Annotated in this window: 17 protein-coding genes; 6 read left to right on the top strand and 11 right to left on the bottom strand. The window is 37.2% G+C overall.

Going from position 1 to position 25,060, the window contains the following annotated elements; all coding sequences use genetic code 11:
- Positions 1-34: 34 nt before the first annotated feature.
- Positions 35-1,468 (top strand): sulfatase family protein, encoded by a 1,434-nt coding sequence (locus tag B2Z27_RS16470; RefSeq protein WP_286814463.1) that lies wholly within the window; start codon positions 35-37, stop codon positions 1,466-1,468.
- On the opposite strand, the gene B2Z27_RS16465 is transcribed toward B2Z27_RS16470, so the two are convergent.
- From B2Z27_RS16465 to B2Z27_RS16445, 5 genes are all read right to left on the bottom strand, one after another.
- Positions 1,469-4,807, bottom strand: coding sequence for a VCBS repeat-containing protein (locus B2Z27_RS16465; protein ID WP_286814462.1), 3,339 nt, complete (start codon positions 4,805-4,807; stop codon positions 1,469-1,471).
- 119 nt (positions 4,808-4,926) lie between these two features.
- A complete protein-coding gene (locus tag B2Z27_RS16460) occupies positions 4,927-6,498 on the bottom strand; it encodes a SusD/RagB family nutrient-binding outer membrane lipoprotein (RefSeq protein WP_286814461.1) in 1,572 nt (523 codons plus the stop codon).
- 9 nt (positions 6,499-6,507) lie between these two features.
- On the bottom strand, positions 6,508-9,609 hold the full coding sequence (locus tag B2Z27_RS16455) for a SusC/RagA family TonB-linked outer membrane protein (protein WP_286814460.1): 3,102 nt from the start codon (positions 9,607-9,609) through the stop codon (positions 6,508-6,510).
- A gap of 144 nt (positions 9,610-9,753) precedes the next feature.
- Positions 9,754-10,878: a family 10 glycosylhydrolase gene (locus B2Z27_RS16450; RefSeq protein ID WP_286814459.1), complete on the bottom strand. Its 1,125-nt coding sequence runs from the start codon at positions 10,876-10,878 to the stop codon at positions 9,754-9,756.
- On the bottom strand, positions 10,862-11,953 hold the full coding sequence (locus tag B2Z27_RS16445; RefSeq protein WP_286814458.1) for a carbohydrate-binding family 9-like protein: 1,092 nt from the start codon (positions 11,951-11,953) through the stop codon (positions 10,862-10,864). Before B2Z27_RS16445 ends, B2Z27_RS16450 begins: the two co-directional genes overlap by 17 nt.
- 339 nt (positions 11,954-12,292) lie before the next feature.
- Between B2Z27_RS16445 and B2Z27_RS16440 the strand changes: the two genes are divergently transcribed.
- From B2Z27_RS16440 to B2Z27_RS16425, 4 genes are read left to right on the top strand one after another with little or no spacing between them, the layout of a single operon-like run.
- Positions 12,293-13,378: a sensor histidine kinase gene (locus B2Z27_RS16440; RefSeq protein WP_215998588.1), complete on the top strand. Its 1,086-nt coding sequence runs from the start codon at positions 12,293-12,295 to the stop codon at positions 13,376-13,378.
- Positions 13,375-14,088, top strand: a complete 714-nt coding sequence (locus B2Z27_RS16435; protein ID WP_071341178.1) for a LytR/AlgR family response regulator transcription factor — start codon at positions 13,375-13,377, stop codon at positions 14,086-14,088. The genes B2Z27_RS16440 and B2Z27_RS16435 overlap by 4 nt, the downstream gene beginning before the upstream one ends.
- A 31-nt stretch (positions 14,089-14,119) precedes the next feature.
- Complete coding sequence (locus tag B2Z27_RS16430) at positions 14,120-14,833, top strand: tRNA1(Val) (adenine(37)-N6)-methyltransferase (protein WP_286814457.1); 714 nt, start codon at positions 14,120-14,122, stop codon at positions 14,831-14,833.
- Between the two features lie 55 nt (positions 14,834-14,888).
- Positions 14,889-16,067 (top strand): acyl-CoA dehydrogenase family protein, encoded by a 1,179-nt coding sequence (locus B2Z27_RS16425; RefSeq protein WP_286814455.1) that lies wholly within the window; start codon positions 14,889-14,891, stop codon positions 16,065-16,067.
- Between the two features lie 133 nt (positions 16,068-16,200).
- Here B2Z27_RS16425 and B2Z27_RS16420 read toward each other — a convergent pair whose 3' ends face one another.
- The 6 genes from B2Z27_RS16420 to B2Z27_RS16395 form a co-directional block, all read right to left on the bottom strand.
- A complete protein-coding gene (locus B2Z27_RS16420) occupies positions 16,201-17,562 on the bottom strand; it encodes a GH1 family beta-glucosidase (protein ID WP_286814453.1) in 1,362 nt (453 codons plus the stop codon).
- 15 nt (positions 17,563-17,577) lie between these two features.
- Positions 17,578-18,576 (bottom strand): glycosyltransferase family protein, encoded by a 999-nt coding sequence (locus B2Z27_RS16415; RefSeq protein WP_286814452.1) that lies wholly within the window; start codon positions 18,574-18,576, stop codon positions 17,578-17,580.
- Entirely contained in the window at positions 18,573-19,436 is an 864-nt protein-coding gene (locus B2Z27_RS16410) for a UDP-2,3-diacylglucosamine diphosphatase (RefSeq protein WP_058104044.1), read from the bottom strand. Before B2Z27_RS16410 ends, B2Z27_RS16415 begins: the two co-directional genes overlap by 4 nt.
- A gap of 239 nt (positions 19,437-19,675) precedes the next feature.
- The gene (locus B2Z27_RS16405) at positions 19,676-21,973 is read right to left on the bottom strand and encodes an FdhF/YdeP family oxidoreductase (protein WP_286814451.1); all 2,298 of its coding nucleotides are present in this window, start codon (positions 21,971-21,973) and stop codon (positions 19,676-19,678) included.
- Positions 21,974-22,055: 82 nt separating this feature from the next.
- Positions 22,056-22,421, bottom strand: a complete 366-nt coding sequence (locus tag B2Z27_RS16400) for a DUF7009 family protein (protein ID WP_286814450.1) — start codon at positions 22,419-22,421, stop codon at positions 22,056-22,058.
- A gap of 263 nt (positions 22,422-22,684) precedes the next feature.
- Positions 22,685-23,563, bottom strand: a complete 879-nt coding sequence (locus B2Z27_RS16395; protein WP_286814449.1) for a nucleotidyltransferase family protein — start codon at positions 23,561-23,563, stop codon at positions 22,685-22,687.
- 142 nt (positions 23,564-23,705) lie between these two features.
- Here B2Z27_RS16395 and B2Z27_RS16390 point away from each other — a divergent pair, with 142 nt between their 5' ends.
- Complete coding sequence (locus B2Z27_RS16390) at positions 23,706-25,058, top strand: Gfo/Idh/MocA family protein (protein ID WP_286814448.1); 1,353 nt, start codon at positions 23,706-23,708, stop codon at positions 25,056-25,058.
- Positions 25,059-25,060: the final 2 nt, after the last annotated feature.

Here is a 25,060-nt window from a genome sequence, read left to right as displayed (position 1 = left end):
AAAAATGTCCATTAATAGAGTAAAAATAATAGTTATGAGTTTAAGATCAGTTTACTTTATAGTATTCCTATTGGTTATGGGGCAGTGTCTTTTGGCTCAGAAAACCGGAGTTGCTGCAAATGATAGACCTAATGTTATTTTAATTTTTACGGACGATCAAGGTTACAATGATGTGGGCGTTTTTGGTGCTGACGACATAGATACTCCCAATTTGGATCAAATGGCTAAAGATGGTGCAATGCTTACCCATTTTTACGCTGCTCAAGCTGTGTGTTCCGCCTCAAGGGCAGGTATATTAACGGGGACATATCCTAATAGGATCGGTATTCATAACGCTTTTATGCCCAATAGTAAAGTAGGTTTGAATCCTGATGAAACTACCCTCGCCGAATTATTGAAAGCGGAAGGGTATGCTACGGCTATTTTCGGAAAATGGCATTTGGGAGATGCAAAAGAATTTATGCCCAATAATCAAGGGTTTGATGAATATTATGGCATACCTTATTCCAATGATATGTGGCCGTTACATCCGCAGCAAGGTCCTATTTTTAATTTTGGTCCCTTGCCTCTTTATGAGAATGAAAAGGTGTTGGATACATTAACGGATCAAACGAATTTGACTACAGAGATTACAGAGCGCAGCGTTGACTTCATTAATCGTAATAAAGAAAATCCATTCTTTTTGTATGTACCGCATCCTCAGCCCCACGTACCTTTATTTGTGTCCGATAAGTTTAAGGGAAAGTCTAAAAGAGGATTGTACGGCGACGTTATTATGGAATTGGATTGGTCTGTGGGTGAAATTATAAAGGCTGTTGATAAGAATGGATTAACCCAAAATACCATTATTATTTTTACTTCTGATAATGGACCATGGTTGGCATACGGAAATCACTCCGGAAGTGCTTTGCCTTTTAGAGAGGGTAAGGGCACCGGGTGGGAAGGTGGTCAACGTGAACCGTTCATCATTAAATATCCGAAAGAAATAAAAGCGGGAATTACTATTGAGGCACCTGTTATGGCAATAGATATTTTACCTTCAATAGCAGCCGTTGTCAATGCCCCTTTGGCAGAGAAAGAGATAGACGGTAAAAGCGCATGGTCTTTATTTACAGGCAAAACAGATGAGAGTCCGCAAGAAGCCTATTTCTTTTATTATCGCGTAAATGAGCTATTTGGGGTGCGGTATGGGAAATGGAAGCTTTATTTTCCTCACAAGTACAGAACTATGAACGGACAAACCCCTGGTAAAGACGGATTGCCCGGGGTGTATAAAATGATTGATCTAGAGCAAATTGAACTCTATGATTTGGAGCAGGATGAAAGCGAAACTACCGATGTAGCAGCAGCTCATCCAGAAGTGGTAAAGACCATACAAAAATTGGCGGATGATATGCGAGCCAAATTGGGCGATTCCCTTTTGGACATAAAGGGTAGTGAAACCCGGTCTCCCGGGCGTATTGATTAATTAGTTTTTCTGTAATTCAAAAATCTGAAGGACATCATCATTATTGCCCACCAAGAAATAGTCATTTTGAACATTGCTTAAGGTAACCAGTTTTTTGGCGTCCCTATCTGCAAAGAACCCTATCTCTGGCCCTCTTTTAGCAGAAAAGCTCCCGGTACCATCTCCCAACAACAGTAGTCCTGTTCCTGCGTCGTTTCTTGGGGTTTCTATCTCTGAAACGTATAAGTTGCCTACGGCAAGAACATCTAATGCCCCATCGCCGTTAAAATCCCTTACAAGCATATCATTGAGATTAGATAGTTGAGCTACATTGGGCAAGTCCGTTATTTTAAATTGACCATTGCCGAGATTTTCAATGTATACCGATGCAAAAGTGTCTGCGCTGTAATGCAGGGAGTTTTTCAGTTTTTCTTCACCATATACATCCTTTAGCTCCATAGCGGCAAAAGCATCATACTTTACTATTTTTTTCTTTAGGGCAGGAATTTGTTCCGATGAACATGAAAACCCTCTTAATGGATAATGTTTTTCCTTGTTGTAATATCCTAGAACAATATCTGCATTACCATTGGCATCAAAGTCATTATAATATACATCAAAAGGTTTGTCAGAGCTGGTTTTGTACTTGTAGTTAAGACCTAAATTACCCGCTATATAATCCATATCTCCATCATTGTCAAAATCTCCTTGTTCTATGCTGAACCACCAGCCGTAGCTAGATGTAAAGTTTTCATTCTCAACCTTTGATAGGTTGCCATTATTGTTTTCAAAAATGGTAATTGGCATCCATTCGCCAACAATCATTAAATCTAAATCTTGGTCATTATCATAGTCACTCCAAATGGCATCGGTAATCATTCCTATTTGCAACAATTGTGGGGATAATGATTCTGTTTGGTTCACCAATTGCCCATTGTCGTTTACCAATAACATGCTAGAAGATGGGTTTGGGTATTGTTGCGGAGTATGTCTACCACCAACAAAAAGGTCCATATCACCATCACCGTCATAATCGGCGGATTTTACTACAGAGCCACTAATTCTACTAGCATTTAAAATGGCTCCTTTTTTAAAGGTCGCATTACCTTGGTTTAAGTAGATTCTATCCGTATAGTGAAAATCGTTATTTGGATACTCATTACCACCACTTACTACGTACAAATCTTTTAATCCGTCATTATTGATGTCCACAAATAAGGCATCTACATCTTCATAACCAGCTTCTTTTTGCCAAAATACAACCTGACTTTCTTCAAAATTGCCATCTTTTTGTTGAATAAATAGGGTAGGTGCTTGGTTGGCGGCACCGCCAATATAGAAATCATCCAATCCGTCATCATTGATATCTCCCGCGGTAAGGGCTGGTCCAAATTGAGAAAGCTTATGTGGCAACAGTATTTGTTTCTCAAAATCATCGAATTGATTCTCTTGATGTTTAAATTTTGCAGGAAAAACATCGGTCATATCTGCAAAAAGAGTCTTATCCGTTCCTTCATTTTTAACGTCTAAAATTTCAGATTCGTCAGATGAAATTTCTAACAGTTGATTTGCCGAGATGTCTCTTTTAACAGTACTTTTTCCATTGGGCCAAACAACTGTTAGACTGTCTACTTGTGTCAAATTCTTTAATCCAAAATGTAGCGTAGGTTCACTGGTAGAATAAATACCACGTACGTTTGTGGTCTCTAAGGTTTGTACACCATTTTGAGTGTACATATTTACCCTAGTTCCAAATGTTGGTCTGTTGTTTTTATCGACCAATTGTATTCTTAGATAGTTACTGTTTGGTTTTGCTTCCGAATTGTTTCTGTAAATAAATGCCTCACTGTTGATGTTATTGACCACCAAATCTAGATCACCATCGTTATCTAAATCGGCATATGCTGATCCGTTGGAGAAAGATTCATTGTCCAAACCCCATTCAGTGGAAGTATTTTTAAATTCCAAATCGCCCAAATTTTGATAGGCGTAGTTTTTTAAAGGTTGGGATGGGACCATGCTAACCGCTTTTTCAAGGTCTACGATATCCCATATACTTTTAATGTTTTGGGTATTGGGATTGTTCTGTAGCCATTGTGCTCTAGTGGTATTTATATAATGGGCTACATTTTTATCAGCATCTGTATTTCTAATATCCCGCAATAATCCGTTGGTGACATACGTGTCCTTTAGACCATCATTGTCAAAATCGGCTATAAGATTAGACCAGCTCCAATCTGTTGCAGACATGCCGGTAAATTGGGCAATGTTACTGAAGGTTTCATTACCGTTGTTTAGCTGTAGTGTATTATACATGTATTGATATCCGCCACCGTCTTCTACTACTTTCCAAAAAGCACCAATGTTCATACCGCTCATGTTAGATTTTAATCTGAAATTATCTTCAGACACCATATCCAGTACAAATACATCTAAATTTTGGTCATTATTGATATCGGCTACATCTACACCCATACTATAGTAAGACGTTTGTTTTAAAGCGTTTTTTTCAATGCTTGTAAACGTACCGTCTTGATTATTTAGAAATAGAAAATCTGGTGCATAAAAATCATTGGCCACATAGAGGTCTGGCCATCCATCATTATTAATGTCACTTGCCGATACGGCATTAGGAAAACCGGTGCGGTCTATACCTGCAGTTTTTGATACGTCTTTGAACGTAGAACCATTGTTTTTGTAAAGTTTAAGTGCATATTCCGGTATGAGTAAATTGTCCGCACTGTGATATTGAGAAAGACTTCCCGGATTTGGAGGTTGGGTCAATAGAAAAAGATCTAATAGTCCGTCTTTATCAAAATCTAAGAATGTTGCGTGTCTTGTTCTTTCGGTATTTGCAATGGACAACTCTTCAGCTTTTTCTGTAAAAGTGCCATCTCCATTGTTAATGTACACCAAATTTCTGCGCCACTCCGGGTTTTCATCATACAGTTCTCTGCTAACATAAATATCTAGGTGTCCGTCATTATTGATATCTGCAATGGTGACCCCGGTAGACCATCCATCAAAATTTTTGATACCGGCTTTTAGGGTAACATCTTCAAAAACCAAATTTCCTTTGTTCAGATATAATTTATCAGGTACCATATTTCCTGCAAAAAAAATGTCTTGCAGTCCATCATTATTAAAGTCGCCCACACCAACACCTGCCCCGCCATAAAAATTGGCATAGGCAAATATGTTTTTATCCTTATCATCTTTAATAATATTATTAAAGTCAATTCCTGTATCATTGGAACTGAGAAGTGTAAATAATTTTGGTGTTGCCTTGGTCTCTTCAGGAGCATTTTCACAACATAAAACGAGTAAGGAGCAGAAGTATAATAAATGCCTAATTTTCATGATTACAAGATACTATTTTATACAAAAAAAGGAGAGTTTCCTCTCCTTTTCAAACTCAATAAAAAATTAACTCAAAACTATTATGAGAGGTTTCACTCAAAAACCAAACTTAATTGTTATTATTCAACATCCCACCACACTCTAGTGGTAAGAACATCTGGGCCTTGTGCGGCTATTACAGCGGCATAATTATCAGGGTTGTTACTTTGTTCACTTTCAGAATACGTTAATCTTCTTGGTATAGTACCGTTGGTGACATTACCAGGGTAGTTTACCGGTGTAAGTGCCGGGAAACCTGTTCTTCTCCAGTTAGAGAAAGATTCATATTCATTTAAGAAAGTGGCAGCCCAATATTGTGTATTGATCTGCTCTAGTGCATTAGCCGAATCATAAGGATTGGCAGCAAGATAATCTGCAATGTCGGCATCTGCAATAATACCGGCATCACCATAAAGTGATAATTGTTTCATAGCAGCGGTAACTCCATTGTTATAATGTGTTTCTGCATCACCTGCTAGACCCCATCTTACATTTGCTTCTGCAAGCATAAACTCTACTTCCGCATAGGTTTGAAAAATCATAGGGGCAGTTTCTGAGGTAATTAAAAGACGATTAGGCTCAGAATAGTCGTTTAAGTTGCTGAAAAGATTATCAAGATCAACATCTTGTTCTTGTAGCATAGGAAGATCCTTACCATTGGACAGACCTCTTTGTGCGTCTGGATCTAGTCTTTCCTCCACTGTTCTATCTTCTCTATAATCTTCTATGAACAGACCAGGGTTATCAGGGTCTTCTTTGAAAATTATTTTCTGTGCAGGTAATGATGCCAATACCGTTAATCTTGGGTCATTTGCATCTTTTAATAAATTAATGAACGTATCGCTCATTCTTGGATTTCCATCAGCCGTAAACACTTCGCCAATACCATTTTTATTGTCCGCATCATGTTGTAGGTAAAAGATGTCATCATTAGATGTCATTACACCTCCGTCAATAGCTTTTGCAACCCAAGCTTGTGAAGCGGTAGGGTCTACTTTAATTAACCTAAGACCTAAACGTAACATCAAGGAATTAGCTAACTTTTTCCATTTTGCTTGATCACCATTATAGATAACATCTGCAGAACCAAATTCAGAAATACCAGAGCCTAATGCAGCAGAAGCCTCTTCCAGTTCATTTAACAAATCAGGGTAAATTTCGCTTTGCGCATCATATTTAGGAAGAAAAATACCTTCTATAACTGCTTTTCCTGCCTCGCTATAAGGTACATCACCATATAGATCGGTAAGTCTGGAATAAGCAAAGACACGTAGTATTTTTACAATTGCCTTCATTTCTTCAAGAGCTTCTTCCTCTTCTAATTGAAAGGTCAAATCCTCAATTGATTTAATGGCATTCTCATAATAGCGATCCAATAAGGATGAAGCATAACCTTTGTTCCATGTATATTTATCACCACTCCAGTAACCGGCAGTTGTAGCTACATGTTGCATCATGGTAGATTGATAGATCATGGCCGCTCTCCAGTTGTCATATCTTTCACTAGATATAAATTTCATCACCGCAGTTAGCTTATTACCCGCAGCAACTTGGGTAGGTTTTGTTGGATTTACATTCAAATCTTCAAAACCATCATCACATGCACCTACAGAAAGTAGTGCAAACATTAGTATATATATTGATTTTTTCATAGTTCTCTTTTAAAACTTTACATTGATAGTTAGACCGTAACTTCTAGAAGAAGGAACTCCAAAATATTCCAGACCCTGTGAGTTGCCAACGGTGTATGCACTTTCCGGGTCAATATTATCTACACTTCTTTTTATGTAGAATAAGTTAGAAGCGATTAGTGATACATTAACATTGGTTAAAAATACATTGTCTAAGGCTTTCTTTGGTAATGAATAACCTAGGCTTAATTGTCTGAATTTTATATAATCAGAGTCTTCAACGAATTCTTCTGCGATATCTGCAATTTCACCATAATAGTCAGCTAGATTTTCAGGTGCCACTGTCGTAGTAAATGCAGCCCCGGTTTGGTCAACACCAGATACGGTTAAACCATTTTCTCTACCTTCTAAAGTGTTTTTGTGAAGTCCATTACTATAAAGTATAGTGTTGGTACCAGAAAAGATCTGTCCGCCAAATTTTCCGTCGATCAAGAAGTTAAGGTTAAAGTTTTTGTAAGTAAATGAATTTGAAAATCCTAACGTTAATGGAGGTACACCCTCACCTAAGATTTTACGCTCACCTTCAACAGCTCTAGGTACACCATCATCACCTACTTCATAAACTATGGTACCGTTTTCATCACGCTCATAAGAAACACCAACTATAGAACCATAAGTTTCACCAACTATATGTGTAATTCTTACGTTCTGTGTTCTTGGTTCATCTAAGTTAACGTCAGAATTAACATCATCTGTTGCAACTACCAGTCCTTCATTATAAGCACCATTTACGGTCATATTCCAAGAGAAGTCATTAGTTCTGATCGGTGTACCACTGATTAAAAATTCAACACCCTCGTTGGTTACCTTGCCTAGATTTGCGCTAGCCCCGGTATAACCAGAATATAAAGATGTTGATACATCTACAATGTCATTTGTAGTTTCATTGCTATAGTAAGCAACATCAAAAGATAGTCGGTTATTAAAGAATCTCATATCTAAACCAATTTCTGTTTCACTTTTGCTAAAAGCAACTAAATTGGCATTAGGAACAATGCTACCGGAAACTCTACCTAATGGCTGACCGCTGATCGGGATTCCGAAAATTTCATAGTTCAAAGCCAATGTATAAGGATCTTGAGCACCACCTGCAACTTCAGAATAACCACCTCTTAATTTTAAGAAGCTAACGAAAGAAGGCATATTAAAAGCATCCGATAATATTAAACTACCATTAACTGAAGGGTAAAAATCATCATTTGGTGTAGTCTTGCCTGGGAATGATAACGTAGAGAACCAGTCATTTCTACCAGTAAACGTTACATATGCCCAACGGTCATAAGATAATTCTAACGAACCGTAAACGGAACCAATTTTTCTTTCCGAATATTCTCTACTACGAGATTGGCTAACTGTGTTGCCTATGTCTTCTAAGCCTGGAACAATGAAGTCGTTACCACCTAAAAATAAATTTTCAGATTTAACGTGGTTGTTGTTTGCACCTACTAATGCAGAAATGGCAAACTTATCTGTAATATCTTTTTCTGCCGCTAAAATTAAATCGGCATCCACTTGATTGTATCTTCTTTCTTCCTCGTTAATGCCTCCCAATGGTTTATAAGCCGTACCGAAAGGTTCAACGGAAGTTCTTCTAATAATGTCATTATCAATACCAATTCTACCGGTTAGCGATAGCCAATCCAATATATCATAACGAAGAGATGTTGATGCAATTATTCTATTTCTGACATCTTCATTATTGAAATTATATGCGGCAAAATACGGGTTGGTAGAAAATGTATTGTTTGAGAATTGTCTTTCAGAACCATCAGGATTGGTAGATGGCTGTAATGTAGTTACATCTATATTGCCTGGAAGTAAAGCCACTGAAAAGTTGGCATTACCAGGGGAATCTGAAAGTCTAGGTCTGTTTTGTACCTTTTCTATAATGTATTTGGCATTTACGCTACTAGTTATCTTATCTCCTAAAATAGCACTGGAGTTGAAAGAAAAAGATTTTCTGTTCAATCCTGCATTTGGTAATACATCCGCATTATCCAAATTAGATGCAGAAAGTCTATAGGTCAAATTTTCTTTAGCACTGGTTATAGCAACCGTGTTAATGAAAGTAGACCCTGTTCTATAAAATTTGTCAACATTGTTACCTAAATAGGAATAAGGTCTTGAAACACCATCGAACTGAGGAGAATTTACACCATCATAAGCTTCTCCCCATGAAGAACTACCTGCTTCTAATGCGGCGCTTTGTGAAGATGGTCTTACACCTCTAACTCCTTGTCCATATTCTGTTTGAAAATCTTGTAATGAAGTGTCTACCTTGTCAAAGGTTACGGAGCTACCTACTTCTATGCCAAAACCTTCCTGGCCCTTACCGGATTTTGTGGTAACGATGATAACACCACCCGCAGCACGAGAACCGTACAGCGCAGAAGCCGCACCACCTTTTAGTACGGAGATAGATTCAATATCATCTGGATTTAAACTAGAGATACCGTCCCCACCATCTGATCCACCCCATAAACTGGCAGAACCGTTATTACCATTTCCGATTGGAATACCATCCACTACATAAAGTGGTTGGTTGTTACCGGATAATGAACTTGCACCTCTAATGACTACTCTACTAGAACCGGCGGCACCAGTAGCATTTTGAGAGATGTTTACACCTGCAATTTTACCTTGTAAAGAATTAATTGCATTTGGAGTTTTAATGGTTGCAATTTCCTCGGCATCTACTTCAGTTAAGGAGTATCCTAACGCTTTGGTTTCTTTACGTATACCAAGTGCTGTAACAACTACTTCGTCCAATTCACTGGCATCTTCCGCTATTGAAGTGTTTACTGTAGATCTACCATTTACTCCTACTTCTTTGGTTTTGTACCCTAAAGAAGAGAAAACCAATGTAGCATTTGCATCAACGTTGATGGAGTAATTACCATCAAAATCAGTAGAAGTTCCATTTGTTGTGCCTTTTTCAACGACGTTAACACCTGGCAAAGGTGAACCGGTGTCATCTGTGACTACACCAGATACGGTCTTGTCTTGACCTATTACTGCTTGAAAAAACAGCAGCACAGCAACGGTCAAAAAACTTGAGATTTTTTTATTCATAAATGTTTGAGTTAAGTTAGTTTGTATAAAATACTGTCATAAGGTGAGCTATATTCCAATTAATTATTAAAAATTTCGACAAATAACAATTATGAAAAGCTTAACAGCGTGTTAATAAAAAGGAAATTTTTAGGTACGAAACAATTATTGAGGGTTTTGTGATGCTCTAATTACTTGCCATTGTTCTTCAGTTATGGCAGGTCCATCAAAGAAAGATACTCCTTTTGCACCGTTGCTAATAGATTGATGTATAGCTTCCTGCAATTGTTCTGGTGTCATGCCCGGCACATATATGCCAGTATGTAACTCAGTGTTTTTCCCTTTTAAATCATTAACACCTTGCTGGGTTGCATACCCGATCCAATCTATTTCTTCATTATAAAAGACATTGTAGATCATGGGTAGAACTGCATCTATATTCCATTTATCCCAACGTTGACGAACCATGTGATCTGCCATTTCTGGATAAGGAAATACCGCTGCGGTAAGTATTTTGCCATTTGCATGTGTAATTTTATATGCCTCGTCTACAATAGCTTTTACTTTATTTAAACGGAAGTTTTTCCACTCCATATCTATCGCTGGGTTGCTAAAATCATTTGGGTTTTTATGATGTTCTTTTTCAAATTCCGAAGTACAGACATCGCAATAGCAAAAGTCATATCTGGGCAATTCCGTTTCTTGTTTTAAATTGTATTTAGGAAGAAGACCTATAGGTAAAAAAATGTCCGAGTATCTAATATAATCTAAATGGAAACTTGCTACACCCTCTACTTTTGACAATCCTTCAATTAAACTTAGTATGTGTTCGCGAGATTCTTTTCTTGTGGGGCAAAGCCATTTGTAATATCCTACATAGGGTGGTTCATCAAAGCAAGACTTGCCATCTCTGCTTACAGCATACCATTCTGGATGCTGTTCTGCAACTTTATCGCCAGGGCGGTTCATAGTGAACATCCAAGCATGGACTTCTAAATTGTATTTTTTGGCTATTGGTACCAACCTAGCCAGTAATTCTGGATCTCCATAGGTATTTATAAGTATTGCATTAATACCATTGTCTCCGTACTTTTTAAACTCTTCATCAAAAGATTCATCTGTCCGTGCTTTGTCAGCAGTAATCCATGTCCATAATTTAAATGTCTCAGTGTTAGATGAAGTATCTGTAGTGGCTATTTTCTCTTTTTTTTGTTCATTTGTTCCGCATGAGATGAAAAGAGTAATAAGTACAAGAAGTAATGCCTGTAAAAACTTAGTTGGTTTGATCATAGTCAGTTGTAAATTTTCCGTCAGTATGTATAATTAGTCTGTTGTTCGTGAATGGGCTTTTTGCCCATATGTTAAAGCCAAAGTTGTTGTTTTCTAAAACAGCAACAACCGGTTTGCCCTGTATTAAAATCGGCTTTTTTTGCAGTTCCCCATGTATGGACAACCATTTTTGGTCGTTTTTGGTCTTGACATTTCTATATAGTTTGTATAAATACCATTTTATATGTTCATCATCAGGTATATCGAATTTGGTGGTTTTGCTACCTTTATTGAAATAGACATATCCCCAATGTTCTGGCTCGTGCATATTAATGACTCCCTGTGGTGACCATACCCAATTGTATTCTGGTAAAAAATTACCATTGCTATCTTTCTTTCTAGAATACGTACCATTATCAAGATCAAAATCCCAGTTTACTCTAGAGAAGTTTATTCTCCAATATTCATTTTCCGGTACTTTAGTTGTTCCACCTGGGGCTGTAGTAAAAGACCATGGTATGGCTACTTCAACAGTCCAACCTTGGTCTATGTCCGTTGAGTTGTTCAATGTGCCGTTGCAATGTATGGCGGTTTTAATGCCTTTAAAATCCCAAGCATCGGTAACGTGCCCATTATTTCTGTATGGTTTTGATAAGTAGAGGTCCCATATGGTATTTAGGGCATTTATTTCAAATTCGTAATAGTTGTGCGTATCGCCATCTGGGTCCAGGAATATTTCAAAATCGTTATTGTAAAATATTATGGTATCCTTTTGCTTTAGTGTGGCCCAAATATGTGGTTCTTCAATTTTTGCAAAAAAATAAATGTATTGTTGGTCCCATAGCATTTTGAATTTTGTGTTATACGTGGGTTTCTTAGTGCCTTCAATATCAATGAAATCGCTAGACCAACTGGTTGTCTGCCATGCACTCTCATTCATTTTGCCATCTATGGATATGTTTTCAAGTGTATTTTCTGCAATATATGAGCGTGGTGTTTCTTGGGCCATTAGGGAAATTGCTCCAAGGTATAGTAGAAACAATAATAATGCTATGGCTTTTTTAGTTTTTAAAGATTTTTTATTGATTATATCCATAGCTTAATAGTCTGTCCTGTACTTGTTGATGATCTTATAATCCTAAGAATAGAAAAATGTAAGTAGTGAATAATCTGCTACTTCTGTATTATGCTAAGCTTTTCTAAAGTTTTTGAATGCACAAACTAAGCGATGAAGTTGCTTTTCTATTTTACAAATTACACTATTGCTTAGGTCGTTTTTAACTACATTTAGAAATAATTAAGCTAAGGAGGCTATTCTGAGATTATAATTGAATATTTTTAAAATTCTTCGTAAACTGAATGTTTTTAGCTTAACAACCGTAGATTGTTGCTCAACGTCAAAAAAACGGATAAAATAAATTGGTTTTAGTAGCCTATGGACATTAGATTAATGAAGTTTTTGAGAAGGCCCAAATTTTTTGGTACAAGTGAAATTAAACCTTGGCACCATATTTTATTTTGGTCTGTCTATTTTATCTTTAATACGTTTAGGTGGACCTTTATACATGACGACTTTTTACTTTCTTTACGTACCAACCTTATAGGTTTTCCCATTCATATGTTTTTGGCGTATTTAAATGCCTATTACCTAATGCCAAAATTTATATATACCAAAAGATACTTTGAGTATACGGTATATATACTTCTGTCATTGTTCATAATGCTCTTGATGAAGTATAACCTAACGTATTACTTGGTAAGTACAGATGTTATGCCCGAAGCACAGGATGTTATCAACTCATTGACCATTGGGTATGCCGTGCAGACAATGATTGGTGAGGTTTATGTGATATCGTTTTTTACAGCGATTAAATTGACCATAGATTGGTTAAGGGAAAGTAGCAAGCTACATGATCTTGAAAAACGACAGCTAAAGACCGAACTTAGATTTTTGAGGTCGCAGGTGTCACCTCACTTTTTCTTCAATACCTTGAACAATATATATTCATTGACCTTGGAGAAATCTGACCAAGCTCCAGAGGTGGTTTTAAAACTTTCAGAGCTAATGCGTTACTTATTGTACGCAACCAAAAAGCAACGACAGGATTTAACCAGTGAAATTAATTGTATAAGAAATTACATAGATTTGGAACGTATAAGGTTCGATGATTCTTTGAAGATTGATATGAATATCTCGGGGAATCTTGATAACTGTAAAATACCACCTATGTTATTGATACCACTTATTGAAAATTGCTTTAAGCATGGGGCAAGTAAGAATATTGGGGATATGAAGATTAAAATCGATGTAAATGTTGACGATAGTTTTATGGATTTTAAAGTATCCAATTCCATACCAGTAGTAAAGAAAGAATATGTATACCCGGTAAAACGAGGAGGTATTGGTCTTTCTAATGTGAAAAAGAGGTTAGAGCTGGGCTACGCTAAGAGTGAGTACGATTTAAAGATTTTTGAAGAGGATAAAATGTTCAATGTGTTTTTAAAGCTTAAGGTAATATGATTTTAAAAGTAATAGTAGTAGATGATGAGCCGTTGGCAGTAAATGTGATTAAGAACTATATACTTAGGGTAAAAGAATTACAGCTAGAGGGTACTTTTTCCAATGCCTTGGATGCATCGACCTTTTTGAGGGACAATGAGGTAGATATCATGTTCTTGGATATCAATATGCCCTATTTGGACGGATTGGAGTTTTTAAGCACCTTGCACAAAAAACCGTTCGTAATCATGACCACCGCTCATGAAGAACATGCATTAAGGAGCTTTGAACTAGAAGCCATTGACTATTTGGTGAAACCCATTTCATTACCTCGATTTTTTAAATCCATAGATCGTATTATAGGTCTTAAGAAAATAGGTAGTAACGGTAGTGCTGAAAAAGAAGAGAAGCCTTCCATTTTTGTTAAGGTTGACAAAAAGAAGTTACAAAAGATTTATTTGGACGAGATTATGGTGATAGAGAGCCTAAAAGATTACATTAGGATCATAACACCAACGGCAAAATATATAATTCACAGAACCTTAAGCAGTTTTACAGATGAGTTACCAGGTGATAATTTCATAAGAATACACCGTTCCTATACTATAGCTGTTGATAAGGTAAGTGTGGTTGAGGGCAATAGCGTTGAAATTGGCGGTATTAGGTACACCATAGGTAGAAGCTATTTAGCAGATGCCAAAAGCAGAATACTTAACAACCTTACAGATTAAAATTTCTTATTCACTATAGAATTAAATTGCCTTGAGCCAACTATTTAAATTTAAACAATTTAGTATTGAACAAGATCGTTGTGCCATGAAAATTGGTACAGATGGTGTGTTGTTAGGTGCATGGACGCCAGTGGACACAACATTGGAATCTATTTTAGATATTGGCGCCGGTACAGGAATCATCGCTTTAATGCTGGCCCAGAGAAGCAATGCGGATGTGGTAGATGCCATTGAGATAGATGCTGATGCTTATGAACAATGTGTTGAGAATTTTGAAGGCTCCCCATGGGGAGATCGGTTGTACTGTTATCACGCCGGCTTAGATGAATTTGTTGATGAAATCGAAGACCAGTATGAGTTGATCACGTGTAATCCTCCTTTTTATTCGGAAAATGTCAGTTCTGGCAACTTACAGCGGGATCAAGCACGCCAGAACGGTTTTTTACCTTTTAATGAGCTTATTGCCTCGGCTGCTGTTTTGTTGGCGGAAAATGGATTGTTTACAACGGTAATTCCCTATAAAGAGAAAGATGAGTTTGTCGCCATGGCAGAGGAAAAAGGTCTTTATCTTATCAAATGTACTTATGTAAAGGGTAATTCTACTGCAGAGGTGAAGCGGGTATTATTGGCATTCTCAAAAAATAAAACACCATTAGAATCGTCAGAATTGGTCATTGAAACTGAAAGGCACTCTTATACTGATGATTATATAGCCTTAACTAAGGAGTTTTATTTAAAAATGTAACTATAGTGTTTCATATTGTTATATTTCTTTATTTATCTTTGATAAAAGCATAGTTATGAGACCAGATTTATTTGAAGCCCCAGACTACTATCACTTAGATGATTTATTATCTGAAGAGCATTTGTTGGTACGTGATGCCGCACGTCAATGGGTGAAAAGAGACGTATCCCCAATTATTGAAGAGTATGCCCAAAAAGCTGAATTTCCTAAGCAGATAATAAATGGCTTGGCTGAAATTGGTGCATTCGGACCTTATATTCCTGAGGAGTACGGCGGTGCGGGATTAGATCAGATTAGTTATGGACTTATTATGCAAGAAATTGAAAGGGGAGATAGTGGTGTTCGTTCTACGGCATCGGTACAGTCCTCTTTGGTAATGTATCCTATTTATACGTATGGAACCGAAGAACAACGTAAAAAATACCTACCTAAGTTGGCTACTGGCGAATGGATGGGCTCTTTTGGGTTGACCGAACCAAACCATGGTTCTAACCCTAGTGGTATGGAAACCAAGTATAAGGATATGGGCGATCATTATCTTTTGAACGGAGCCAAACTTTGGATTTCCAATGCTCCATTTTGTGATATTGCGGTAGTATGGGCAAAGAACGAGGAAGGACGTATTCATGGTTTGATCGTGGAGCGTGGAATGGAAGGTTTTACAACACCGGAAACCCATAACAAATGGTCATTGAGAGCTTCGGCTACCGGTGAATTGATATTTGATAATGTAAAGGTCCCTAAAGAAAATCTAATACCTAATAAATCTGGTTTAGGGGCGCCATTAGGATGTTTGGATTCTGCCAGATTTGGTATTTCTTGGGGCGCTATAGGTGCTGCTATGGACTGTTATGATACTGCCTTAAGATATGCCAAAGAGCGTATTCAATTTGGTAAACCTATTGCGGCAACTCAATTACAGCAGAAGAAATTGGCAGAAATGATTACGGAGATCACCAAAGCCCAGTTATTGGCCTTTAGATTAGGTCAATTAAAGAATCAAGGGAAGGCAACCTCTGCCCAAATATCTATGGCCAAGAGGAATAACGTAGAAATGGCCATAAAAATAGCACGAGAGGCGAGACAAGTTCTAGGTGGTATGGGTATTACTGGTGAATATAGTATAATGAGGCATATGATGAATTTGGAAAGTGTAATTACCTATGAGGGTACTCATGATATTCATCTGCTGATTACAGGGGCGGATATTACTGGAATGCCTGCTTTTCAATAATTTAACGGTTTGCTTTAATGGGCATAACATTTAACTGTTGAACACCATCTATCTTTGATTTGCGCGTGTAAGATGTGTGCATGTTTTTTTTAGATATAAGCTATGGCCGATGGAGACATCGGCTTTTTTAATGCTAATTTTTTCGCGACAAAAAATCGGCAAACCATTTACCAGAGGCTTTAATAGTCCTTTTTAAGGTTTTAAAATTAATATGTACCAAGCCAAACCTTGGGAAATACCCTTCTGCCCATTCAAAATTATCCGTAAAGGTCCACACGAAATATCCGTGGATATTCAACCCTTCTTTTTTGGCTTTAAGCACTTGGTTTAAATAACGCTGCAAATAATTTACCCTAGCGATATCATTTATAATTTCTCCGTCAATGGAATCTTTAAAAGCAGCACCGTTCTCGGTGATGATGATTTTTTTAATTTGCGGGTATGAACTGTATTTCTTGATCATGTTGTAAATACTAGGCGGATATACCTCCCAATCCATCAAAGTTGTAGGTACATTTCTCTTACTTGCCTTTACAATTTTAGCTCTTATGTACGGTACCAAAAGACTATATCTTACCTTTTCTCGAGTGTAATTTTGAATTCCGATAAAATCGAAATCAAACAGGCAATCTTCCATATCAGTAGGTTGAATGTAAGGTTGTAGTTTTTTTAAAACTGGGGCTTCTTTGGTTGGATAACCTAAACCCAATGCTGGTTCAATAAATAACCGATTCAATAAGGCATCAACCAGAACAGCTGTTTTCTTGTCTCTGTTATTTTGTCTGTAAGGTGAAATTTGCGAACATGAAAACGTGGTGCCTATTTGGGCATTGGGTACTAGTTTACGAAGTAATCTGCCACCTTCCGCTTGGCACAAAACAGCATGGTGCACGGCGGGAAGAAAATTTTTCAACCTTTTTTTTCCAGGTGCATGTACGCCTAGAAAGTAACCGGCACCCGTAAATACCATGGGTTCGTTCAAAACCATCCAATGTTTAACCCTATCACCAAAAGAAGTTGCGCAAAGGCTGGTAAATTCTGAAAACCATTGTATAATGTTTCTATTCGTCCATCCGCCTTTATCCTCTAACACCTGTGGAAGATCCCAATGGTATAGGGTTACCCATGGGGTAATACCTTGTTCTAGACAAAAGTCAATGACATTATTATAAAATTGAATACCTGGTTCGTTTACAGAGCCAATACCATTAGGTAAAATTCTTGTCCAAGAAATAGAGAAACGATAGTTGTCAATATTCATGGACTTCATCAATAGGATATCTTCCTTGTATTTATGATAGAAATCGCAAGATACATTGGCATTGTCACCATTTAAAACCGTATTTGGTTTGGTGGTAAATGTATCCCAAATAGAGGGTCCCTTGCCATGGGTGTCGTACGCGCCCTCAATTTGGTATGCTGCGGTGGAAACTCCCCAAGTGAAATTTTTGCCAAATTCATGGGCATTTAAAAAGAATTCTTCTTGTTCTCTCAATAGAGTAGTGGCTTTTTAATGTGTTTTTAGAGATTTCTCTAATAGTTGGCTCACAATTTGGTCGGTAATATCTGGGTAGTCTACCGGCACAATGGTTTCGGTATCTAACCAATGTTGCAACTTGGGTAAGTGTTTTGTTTTAAGCGATTTTATTACCGGTACACCCATATCTGCCAAGGCAGCTGCATTACATTGCTGCTCATATTGCCCTTTCATAGGCACTACCATTAGCTTTTTTTGCATGTGTAGGCTTTCAGCTGGTGTTTCAAAACCTGCACCGCATAGTATTCCTCTACTACTTGCCATGCTTTTTACAAATGCCTCATTGGTTATTGGCTTTATATGAATGTTCTTTTTAAAATATTCATAGGTATTGTGCTTTGAGAATACTTCCCATTTTACCCTTTTCATCTTACTTAAAAACTTCAACAATTTCTCATCACTGTAAGATGGTAGATATACGGTATAATGCTCGCCTTTGGAAATTGATGCCGATCGTATATCGTTTCTGATTATAGGTGTATAGATATTAGGTTCATAAGGTTTGAAATGAAGTCCGAATTGATGGCTGGTGGGTGCATAATTATTAAGAATCCATTTGCCCATTCTGTCCGTTTTTTTAGGCTTTGGAGCTAATTTGGAGAGTACTGCCGCTTGGTGGCTAAAACTATAGCAAGGTATATTTTTTAACTTGCACGCCCACGCCGTAACCGGTTCAAAATCATTAATGATGAGGTCGTAATCTTCTACCGGTATACTTTTTATCTCTTTTTGCAAACGCATAGAGTTTGCTTTGTAATAGGTTTTCCAAACATCTACACCTCCTTTTTTGCCGAAAATAAAGCTTAATCCTTTTAGCTGATACTTAATGGGGTAGGGTAGTTTTATATCTGCTTGAATGCCGCTTACTAAAAGATCTAATGAAACATTATGTTTTAATATTGCAGGTATTACATCTCTAGCCCTGCTCAAGTGTCCGTTGCCGGTACCTTGAATTGCGTATAGTATTCTCATTTACTCTGTTGCGTCATTCCACTTATTCTAAACTCTTCAAGCAAGCTTTGAAACAGTTCAGCTTTTTCCAGTACATAGGTTTCTTCCTTACTATCCTCTTTATGGTCAATGGTTAATTGATCTTCAAGATAAGAGTATAGTTTCCAGTGACCATTATGATACTCAAGTGCGGTTAAATTTTCTATCCAATCTCCAGAATTTAAATAGACGACTTCTCCTTTATCTGTTTTTATATTGCGAATTTCCGGTTGGTGAATGTGACCGCAAATAACATAGTCATAGCCATTTTCTATGGCAATATCTGCGGCAATCTGTTCAAAGTCGTTTATGAACTTAACGGCAGACTTTACACCGTTCTTAATTTTCTTGGACATTGAAATTGGACCCTTGCCCATTTTTTTGCTTATAAAATTAATGGCTCTATTTAATAGAATTAAAAAGTCATATCCTTTTGCACCAAGTTTGGCTACCCATTTTGAATGCTGCATGGTAACATCGAACACGTCACCATGAAAAATCCAAGCTTTTTTATCTTCAAGCGGAATCACCATTTTATTGACAATATTTAATGAGCCCATACTGTTGCCCGAAAATTTCCGCAAAAGCTCATCGTGGTTACCTGTTATATAATGTACCGGGATTCCTTTGGCTACCCACTCCAATAAAAGTTTAATGACTTTCATATGAGACTTGGGCCAATAGCGTTTGCTAAATTGCCAAATATCTACAATATCGCCATTGAGGATTACCTCTTTTGGCTTAATGGACTTTAAATATTTTAAAAGCTCTTTGGCGTGGCAGCCATATGTTCCTAAATGAACATCGGAAATGACCACAATATCAACCGGTCTTTTTTTCATAAGTGAATGAGGGATTCCTTTCTTGGGAATTTTAGAAAATTAGAAAGAGATAGAACCACCTCAAACTTGACATTAAATGCAAGAATGGCAATACATGAGGCGGCCAAATCAGTAGATTTCATATGCTGAAACTTATGACCGTAAAGTTTCAAAATTTATGATTATAGAAAGGTTACTGTTAACTTATTATTCGGTTACGAGATTGTTAAGTAATTGAATTTCAGAAATGTATTTATTAACTATTTCTTTACTAGTCTAACCTTTACAGACTTGCTTATTGGTGTTTTGCTTTTATCGGCAAAATGATTGTAGGGTACTAAAACATTGGTCTCCGGAAAATAGGAAGCCAGATTTCCAGAAGGAATATTATATGGAACGATCTTAAAATTATGGGCTGTTCTTACAATACCGTCATAAGTACTGGTAATATCAACAATGTCCAGTTTGTTTACACCAATGGCTTTCATATCGTCTATATTCATAAAAACCACTCTTCTTGCATTGTAAACACCTCTGTAACGGTCATCTAATCCGTAAATAGTGGTGTTGAACTGGTCGTGAGAACGTATGGTCATCAACATGTATTCATCTTTTTCCAAGGTGTGTTCAGGAAGTTTGTTAATGGTAAATTGTGCTTTACCGTTGGGCAACATGCTAAAATCCAATTCACGTACATTATTTGGTAAGTAATAGCCTGCGCCTTTTGAACGTTCTTCGGTATCATTGAACCCCTTTGCAACTTGGTCAATTCGCTTTCTGATCAATTCATAATCTTCACCTAAAGATTTCCAGTTCATAGGATGTTCTTCGCCGAACAAGGTATGCCCTAAATTGGCAATAATCTCTGGTTCGCTCATGATGGCCTCTGAAGCTGGTTTTAATATTCCCTTGGATCTTTTTACCCTGCCCATACTATTTTCAACCGTAAAATGACGAGGCTTGCCATTTTTCATATCCTTTTCAGACCTTCCAATAGTCGGTAAGATCAGAGCGGTTTTACCGGTGATTAAATGTGTACGATTTAATTTGGTACTGATCTGTACCGTTAAATCGCAATTTTGAATTCCCTTTGCGGTATATTCTGTATCAGATGCCGCCATTAAAAAGTTACCGCCCAAGCACATAAATACTTTGGCATTACCTTCATACATCGCTTTTAAGGAGCCTACAACATCTACACCTTCATGCTCAGGTGGGGTAAACCCTAAATGTTCTTTAATACGTGCGTTCATGGCACTATCTACAAAATGCTGAATACCAACGCTGCGATCACCTTGAACATTACTGTGGCCACGAACCGGACATGTACCTGCATTTGGTTTTCCAATAGCACCTTTCAACAATAGAAGATTTATGAACTCTCTAATATTTTCTACGCCATTCTTATGTTGGGTAAGACCCATGGCCCAGCACACTATAATTTTAGATTTATTCGCCAATAGTGCAACCGTGTCATTTATTTTTTCTTCGGATACGCCAGTTTGGGCTAATAGGTCTTCTGCATTGTAGTTTTTTAAATCAGAGATCAAAGACTCATAACCATCTGTATATTTTTCAATGAATGCATGGTCAAAAACTGTATTTCCTTTTTCTTCTAATGCAACTAATTTCTTTAAAATTAATTTTACCAGGGGTATATCTTGGTTAATGTTGACCGCCAAATGAATATCTGCCATGTCCTCACCACCGCCGATCCATCCGCCTAGATGTTGCGGATTTTTAAAATTCACTAATCCTGATTCTTCTAACGGATTTATACTAATGACCTTCCCACCGTTCTGCTTGCATTTTTCTAATGCGGATAACATTCTAGGGTGATTGGTACCTGGGTTCTGCCCAGCTATCAATATGACCTCTGCTTCGTATAAATCCTCTAAAGTGGTTGATCCCTTGCCTATGCCCAATGTTTCTCCCAAGGCAACACCGCTGCTCTCATGGCACATGTTAGAACAATCCGGAAGGTTGTTGGTGCCTAATGCACGCGCAAACATACCGTATAAAAAGGCAGCTTCATTACTTGATCTACCAGAAGTGTAAAAGATAGCCTCGTCCGGATTGTCCAACTTTTTTAATTCAGCTGCGATCAAATCAAATGCGGCCTGCCAAGAAATTGGCTCATAATGAACGTTGCCGGGTCTTAATACCATAGGTTCAATTAAGCGCCCAAATTTGTTGAGTTCGTAATCAGTAAGTCGAGAAAGTTCTTCTACAGAGTTTTTTTTGAAAAAATCTGCACCAATATGTTGGGTAGTAGCTTCATCACCTAAGGCCTTGGCTCCATTTTCGCAGTACTCAGCTACTGGTGATGGGTGTTCGGGATCGGGCCAAGCACAACTTGGGCAATCAAAACCGTCTTTTTGGTTCATGCTCAGCAAGGTGCGCATTGATCGTAATACGCCCATTTCTTTGAATGTATGCTTTAGGGCTTCACGTACGCCTAAATAACCTGCAGCATGTGTTACAGGTTCTTTTACTTCAATATCCAGAAATTCTTCAGACCCTCTAAAAGAGACGTTACGTTCGTTTTTTGCATTCATGCAATAAACTTAAGAAATGTAATAGTAACGTTTATAATCATTTCTATTAAAACTGTAGTCCAAATGATTAAAATGGGATATTTTAACTCAACTTAGGATTGGGGTAATTGTCAGATTGGTCTTCTATAGTATTGTCCAAACAGGTGAAATCTTTTTCCAATAGCAAGTACAGGTTGTTGCCAGCGGTTGTTTTCAAGGTATGGTCAAAAGTTATGATATCATTGGAAAACCAGGATCTGCCATTAGCCTCTGGCATAGAAAGGATAATACTACTGTTTTCAAAATTGATATTTAATTGCTCAATATCGCTCTTTAATACTACACCATAGTTAAATTTTGTAGTTCCAAAATTTGTACTGTCGTAAATTTCTCCACTTTCCGATAATGTTTGCACTTCAGATTGGGTTAATCTAAACCGTACAGAATCGCCTTTTATTCTAATTTTCATAGCTATAGATTCAGTTCACAACAAAAATAGCCCATCTGACAACAAAATATAGGGGGTTGACATCAATTTGTTTCTAATAATTAACCTTACTTATATATTTACAATGTAATTAAAAACGAATAAAATTTTTTCATTTTCATATAGTGTTCTCGTAAAAGAGTCCGGTCTGATAAGATCGGACTCTTTTTAGTTAAAGTCGGTTTAGAGCATAAAAAAACCCATTAAATTAAAATCTAATGGGTTCTGGTATATGTTGAAAAGGGTTATTTCCAAATGGGTGCAGGGTACTTTCCTGAATTGGATTTTTCCTTTAAACTGTTCATTGCTTTTTCCTTGTCACTGGCATATGTTACACCAAACCAATCTCCACCAGAAGGTATACATTTAACCTCAATTTCGTTGGCCTGTAACATTTCTTGTATCATTAAAGGAATGTATAGTTCGCTGTTAGCGATACGGTCATCATCTTTTAAGAAAATTCTAAATTCAGATTCAATTTTATCAAAGATAGATGGTCTACAAACCCAAAAGTTCATACTGGCCTGTTCATCACCTGTAAATTCTAAATTAGTATCCTCATCAATAATCTTATCTCCCTGTTGTACCAGTTTTAATCGCTCTTGTACAGATACAAGGTTATCGCCATTTACTTCGCAAACACCTCTAGATACAGAACCATGTTCAGATAAAGTGTCTTTAAGGGTATAGCCTAAAAGTGCATAGGCACTATCATCCGATTTCATGAAATCCGCAGCTTTTTTATAGGCAGACTGACCATAAAAATCATCTGCATTAATCACTACAAACGGTCCGTTGATCACATTTCTTGCCGTCCAAACTGCATGAGCGGTACCCCAAGGTTTTTTACGCTCACCTGTAAAAGTAACTCCGTCAGGTAAATCTGTAAGTTCTTGAGCAAGAACGTTCAATTGAATATTGCTAGGAATTCTTTTTGAAAGATGTTCCTCCAAAAAAGAAACATTTTCTTTTTTGGTAATAACTACTATTTGTTCAAAGTTATTCTGAATAGCATCATATATAGCAAACTCCATTAAGAATTCACCATTAGGGCCTAAATCATCAAATTGTTTTAGTTTTCCATATCTACTACCACTACCGGCAGCCATTAAAAGTAATGTCATGATTTTTGTGTTTAAATGCCAAAAATATGAAATGCTAATAGAAATTGTGGTTAATTTTAGATGTATCCCTTTTAAAATTGATGATTAGTTAATATGTGTCAGTATCTTTTTTTAAATTCAGTGTTCATAATTACCACCTGCAATGACGACGAGAAGAAAATTTATAAGAAACACATCAATAGCAAGTATGGGTATTGTTACAGTACCTGGTTTTGCACATAAAAAATTTAGTGTAACGGATAAACTAAATGTAGGTTTAATAGGTGTAGGTTTAAGGGGAACTAATCATTTGCAGAACTTATTACTTAGAAAAGACGTTAACGTTACCGCAATTTGTGATATAGACGAAAATAGGATAGCTATTGCTAAAAAGCATATTGCAGATGCAAATGGTAAGAGTCCTAAAGTATTTGGGGCTAATGAGCATGATTATAAAAACCTTTTAGCTCTGCAAGAGGTTGATGCCGTAATCATAGCTACCCCTTGGTTATGGCATACCCGAATGACAGTAGATGCCATGGAAGCGGGAAAGTACGCAGGTGTTGAAGTTTCTGCGTCCAATACCTTAGAAGAATGTTGGGATCTGGTGAATACGCATGAGCGTACCGGTACCCATATGATGATTCTTGAGAACGTAAATTATAGGCGAGATGTATTGGCCGTTCTGAATATGGTAAAGCAAAATGTATTTGGCGAAATGGTACATTATAGATGCGGATATCAGCATGATTTACGTCATGTAAAGTTCAATGATGGCAAAACGGCCTATGGTAAAGGTGTTGAATTTGGAGAAAAGGGGATTTCTGAATCTAAATGGCGTACGGGGCATTCTGTAAAGAGAAATGCCGATGTATACCCAACACATGGTTTAGGGCCGGTTGCTATAATGGCAGATGTCAATAGGGGCAATAGATTTGTATCTATGACTTCACATGCAACAAAAGGTATTGGCTTGCACAATTATATTGTTGGCCAGGGTGGAACAGAACACCCAAATGCAAAAATTAAATTTAAGCAGGGTGATGTCATTACCTCAACCATTAATACAGCAAACGGTGAAACTATTATTATTACCCATGACTGTAATTTGCCAAGACCGTATTCTTTAGGTTTTCGCGTGCAAGGTGCAAACGGACTCTGGGAGGTTGACGGAAGTCGTATTTATGTGGAAGGAAAGTCTGAACCACATCAATGGGATGATGCAAAACCTTGGTTAGAACAATATGATCATCCACTTTGGAAAAAGTATGGAGCGTATGCCTTAAATGCAGGTCATGGCGGTATGGATTTCTTTGTACTTAACTCATTTGTTGAATCTGCAAAACAAAACATAGCGCCACCTTTAGACGCTTACGATGCAGCTGCTTGGAGTGCTGTTACACCATTATCAGAGGCTTCTATTGCCAATAATGGCGAACCCCAAGATTTTCCTGATTTTACTAGGGGACTTTGGATCAAAAGAAAGCCTTATGAATGGATGAAAGAAACGTACTAAAG

It is taken from the genome of Maribacter sp. UBA3344, from assembly GCF_002362375.1.
In the GTDB taxonomy this organism is placed as follows: domain Bacteria; phylum Bacteroidota; class Bacteroidia; order Flavobacteriales; family Flavobacteriaceae; genus Maribacter; species Maribacter dokdonensis.
Note: the sequence above shows the minus strand (reverse complement) of the source record. Positions and strands in the feature narration are given on the sequence as shown.

Excerpts from the sequence above, each read along its gene's own strand:
- B2Z27_RS16470 (WP_286814463.1), top strand. The coding sequence starts at position 35 with ATGAGTTTAAGATCAGTTTACTTTATAGTATTCCTATTGGTTATGGGG.
- B2Z27_RS16465 (WP_286814462.1), bottom strand. The coding sequence starts at position 4,807 with ATGAAAATTAGGCATTTATTATACTTCTGCTCCTTACTCGTTTTATGT.
- B2Z27_RS16460 (WP_286814461.1), bottom strand. The coding sequence starts at position 6,498 with ATGAAAAAATCAATATATATACTAATGTTTGCACTACTTTCTGTAGGT.
- B2Z27_RS16455 (WP_286814460.1), bottom strand. The coding sequence starts at position 9,609 with ATGAATAAAAAAATCTCAAGTTTTTTGACCGTTGCTGTGCTGCTGTTT.
- B2Z27_RS16450 (WP_286814459.1), bottom strand. The coding sequence starts at position 10,878 with ATGATCAAACCAACTAAGTTTTTACAGGCATTACTTCTTGTACTTATT.
- B2Z27_RS16445 (WP_286814458.1), bottom strand. The coding sequence starts at position 11,953 with ATGGATATAATCAATAAAAAATCTTTAAAAACTAAAAAAGCCATAGCA.
- B2Z27_RS16440 (WP_215998588.1), top strand. The coding sequence starts at position 12,293 with ATGGACATTAGATTAATGAAGTTTTTGAGAAGGCCCAAATTTTTTGGT.
- B2Z27_RS16435 (WP_071341178.1), top strand. The coding sequence starts at position 13,375 with ATGATTTTAAAAGTAATAGTAGTAGATGATGAGCCGTTGGCAGTAAAT.
- B2Z27_RS16425 (WP_286814455.1), top strand. The coding sequence starts at position 14,889 with ATGAGACCAGATTTATTTGAAGCCCCAGACTACTATCACTTAGATGAT.
- B2Z27_RS16415 (WP_286814452.1), bottom strand. The coding sequence starts at position 18,576 with ATGAGAATACTATACGCAATTCAAGGTACCGGCAACGGACACTTGAGC.
- B2Z27_RS16410 (WP_058104044.1), bottom strand. The coding sequence starts at position 19,436 with ATGAAAAAAAGACCGGTTGATATTGTGGTCATTTCCGATGTTCATTTA.
- B2Z27_RS16405 (WP_286814451.1), bottom strand. The coding sequence starts at position 21,973 with ATGAATGCAAAAAACGAACGTAACGTCTCTTTTAGAGGGTCTGAAGAA.
- B2Z27_RS16400 (WP_286814450.1), bottom strand. The coding sequence starts at position 22,421 with ATGAAAATTAGAATAAAAGGCGATTCTGTACGGTTTAGATTAACCCAA.
- B2Z27_RS16395 (WP_286814449.1), bottom strand. The coding sequence starts at position 23,563 with ATGACATTACTTTTAATGGCTGCCGGTAGTGGTAGTAGATATGGAAAA.
- B2Z27_RS16390 (WP_286814448.1), top strand. The coding sequence starts at position 23,706 with ATGACGACGAGAAGAAAATTTATAAGAAACACATCAATAGCAAGTATG.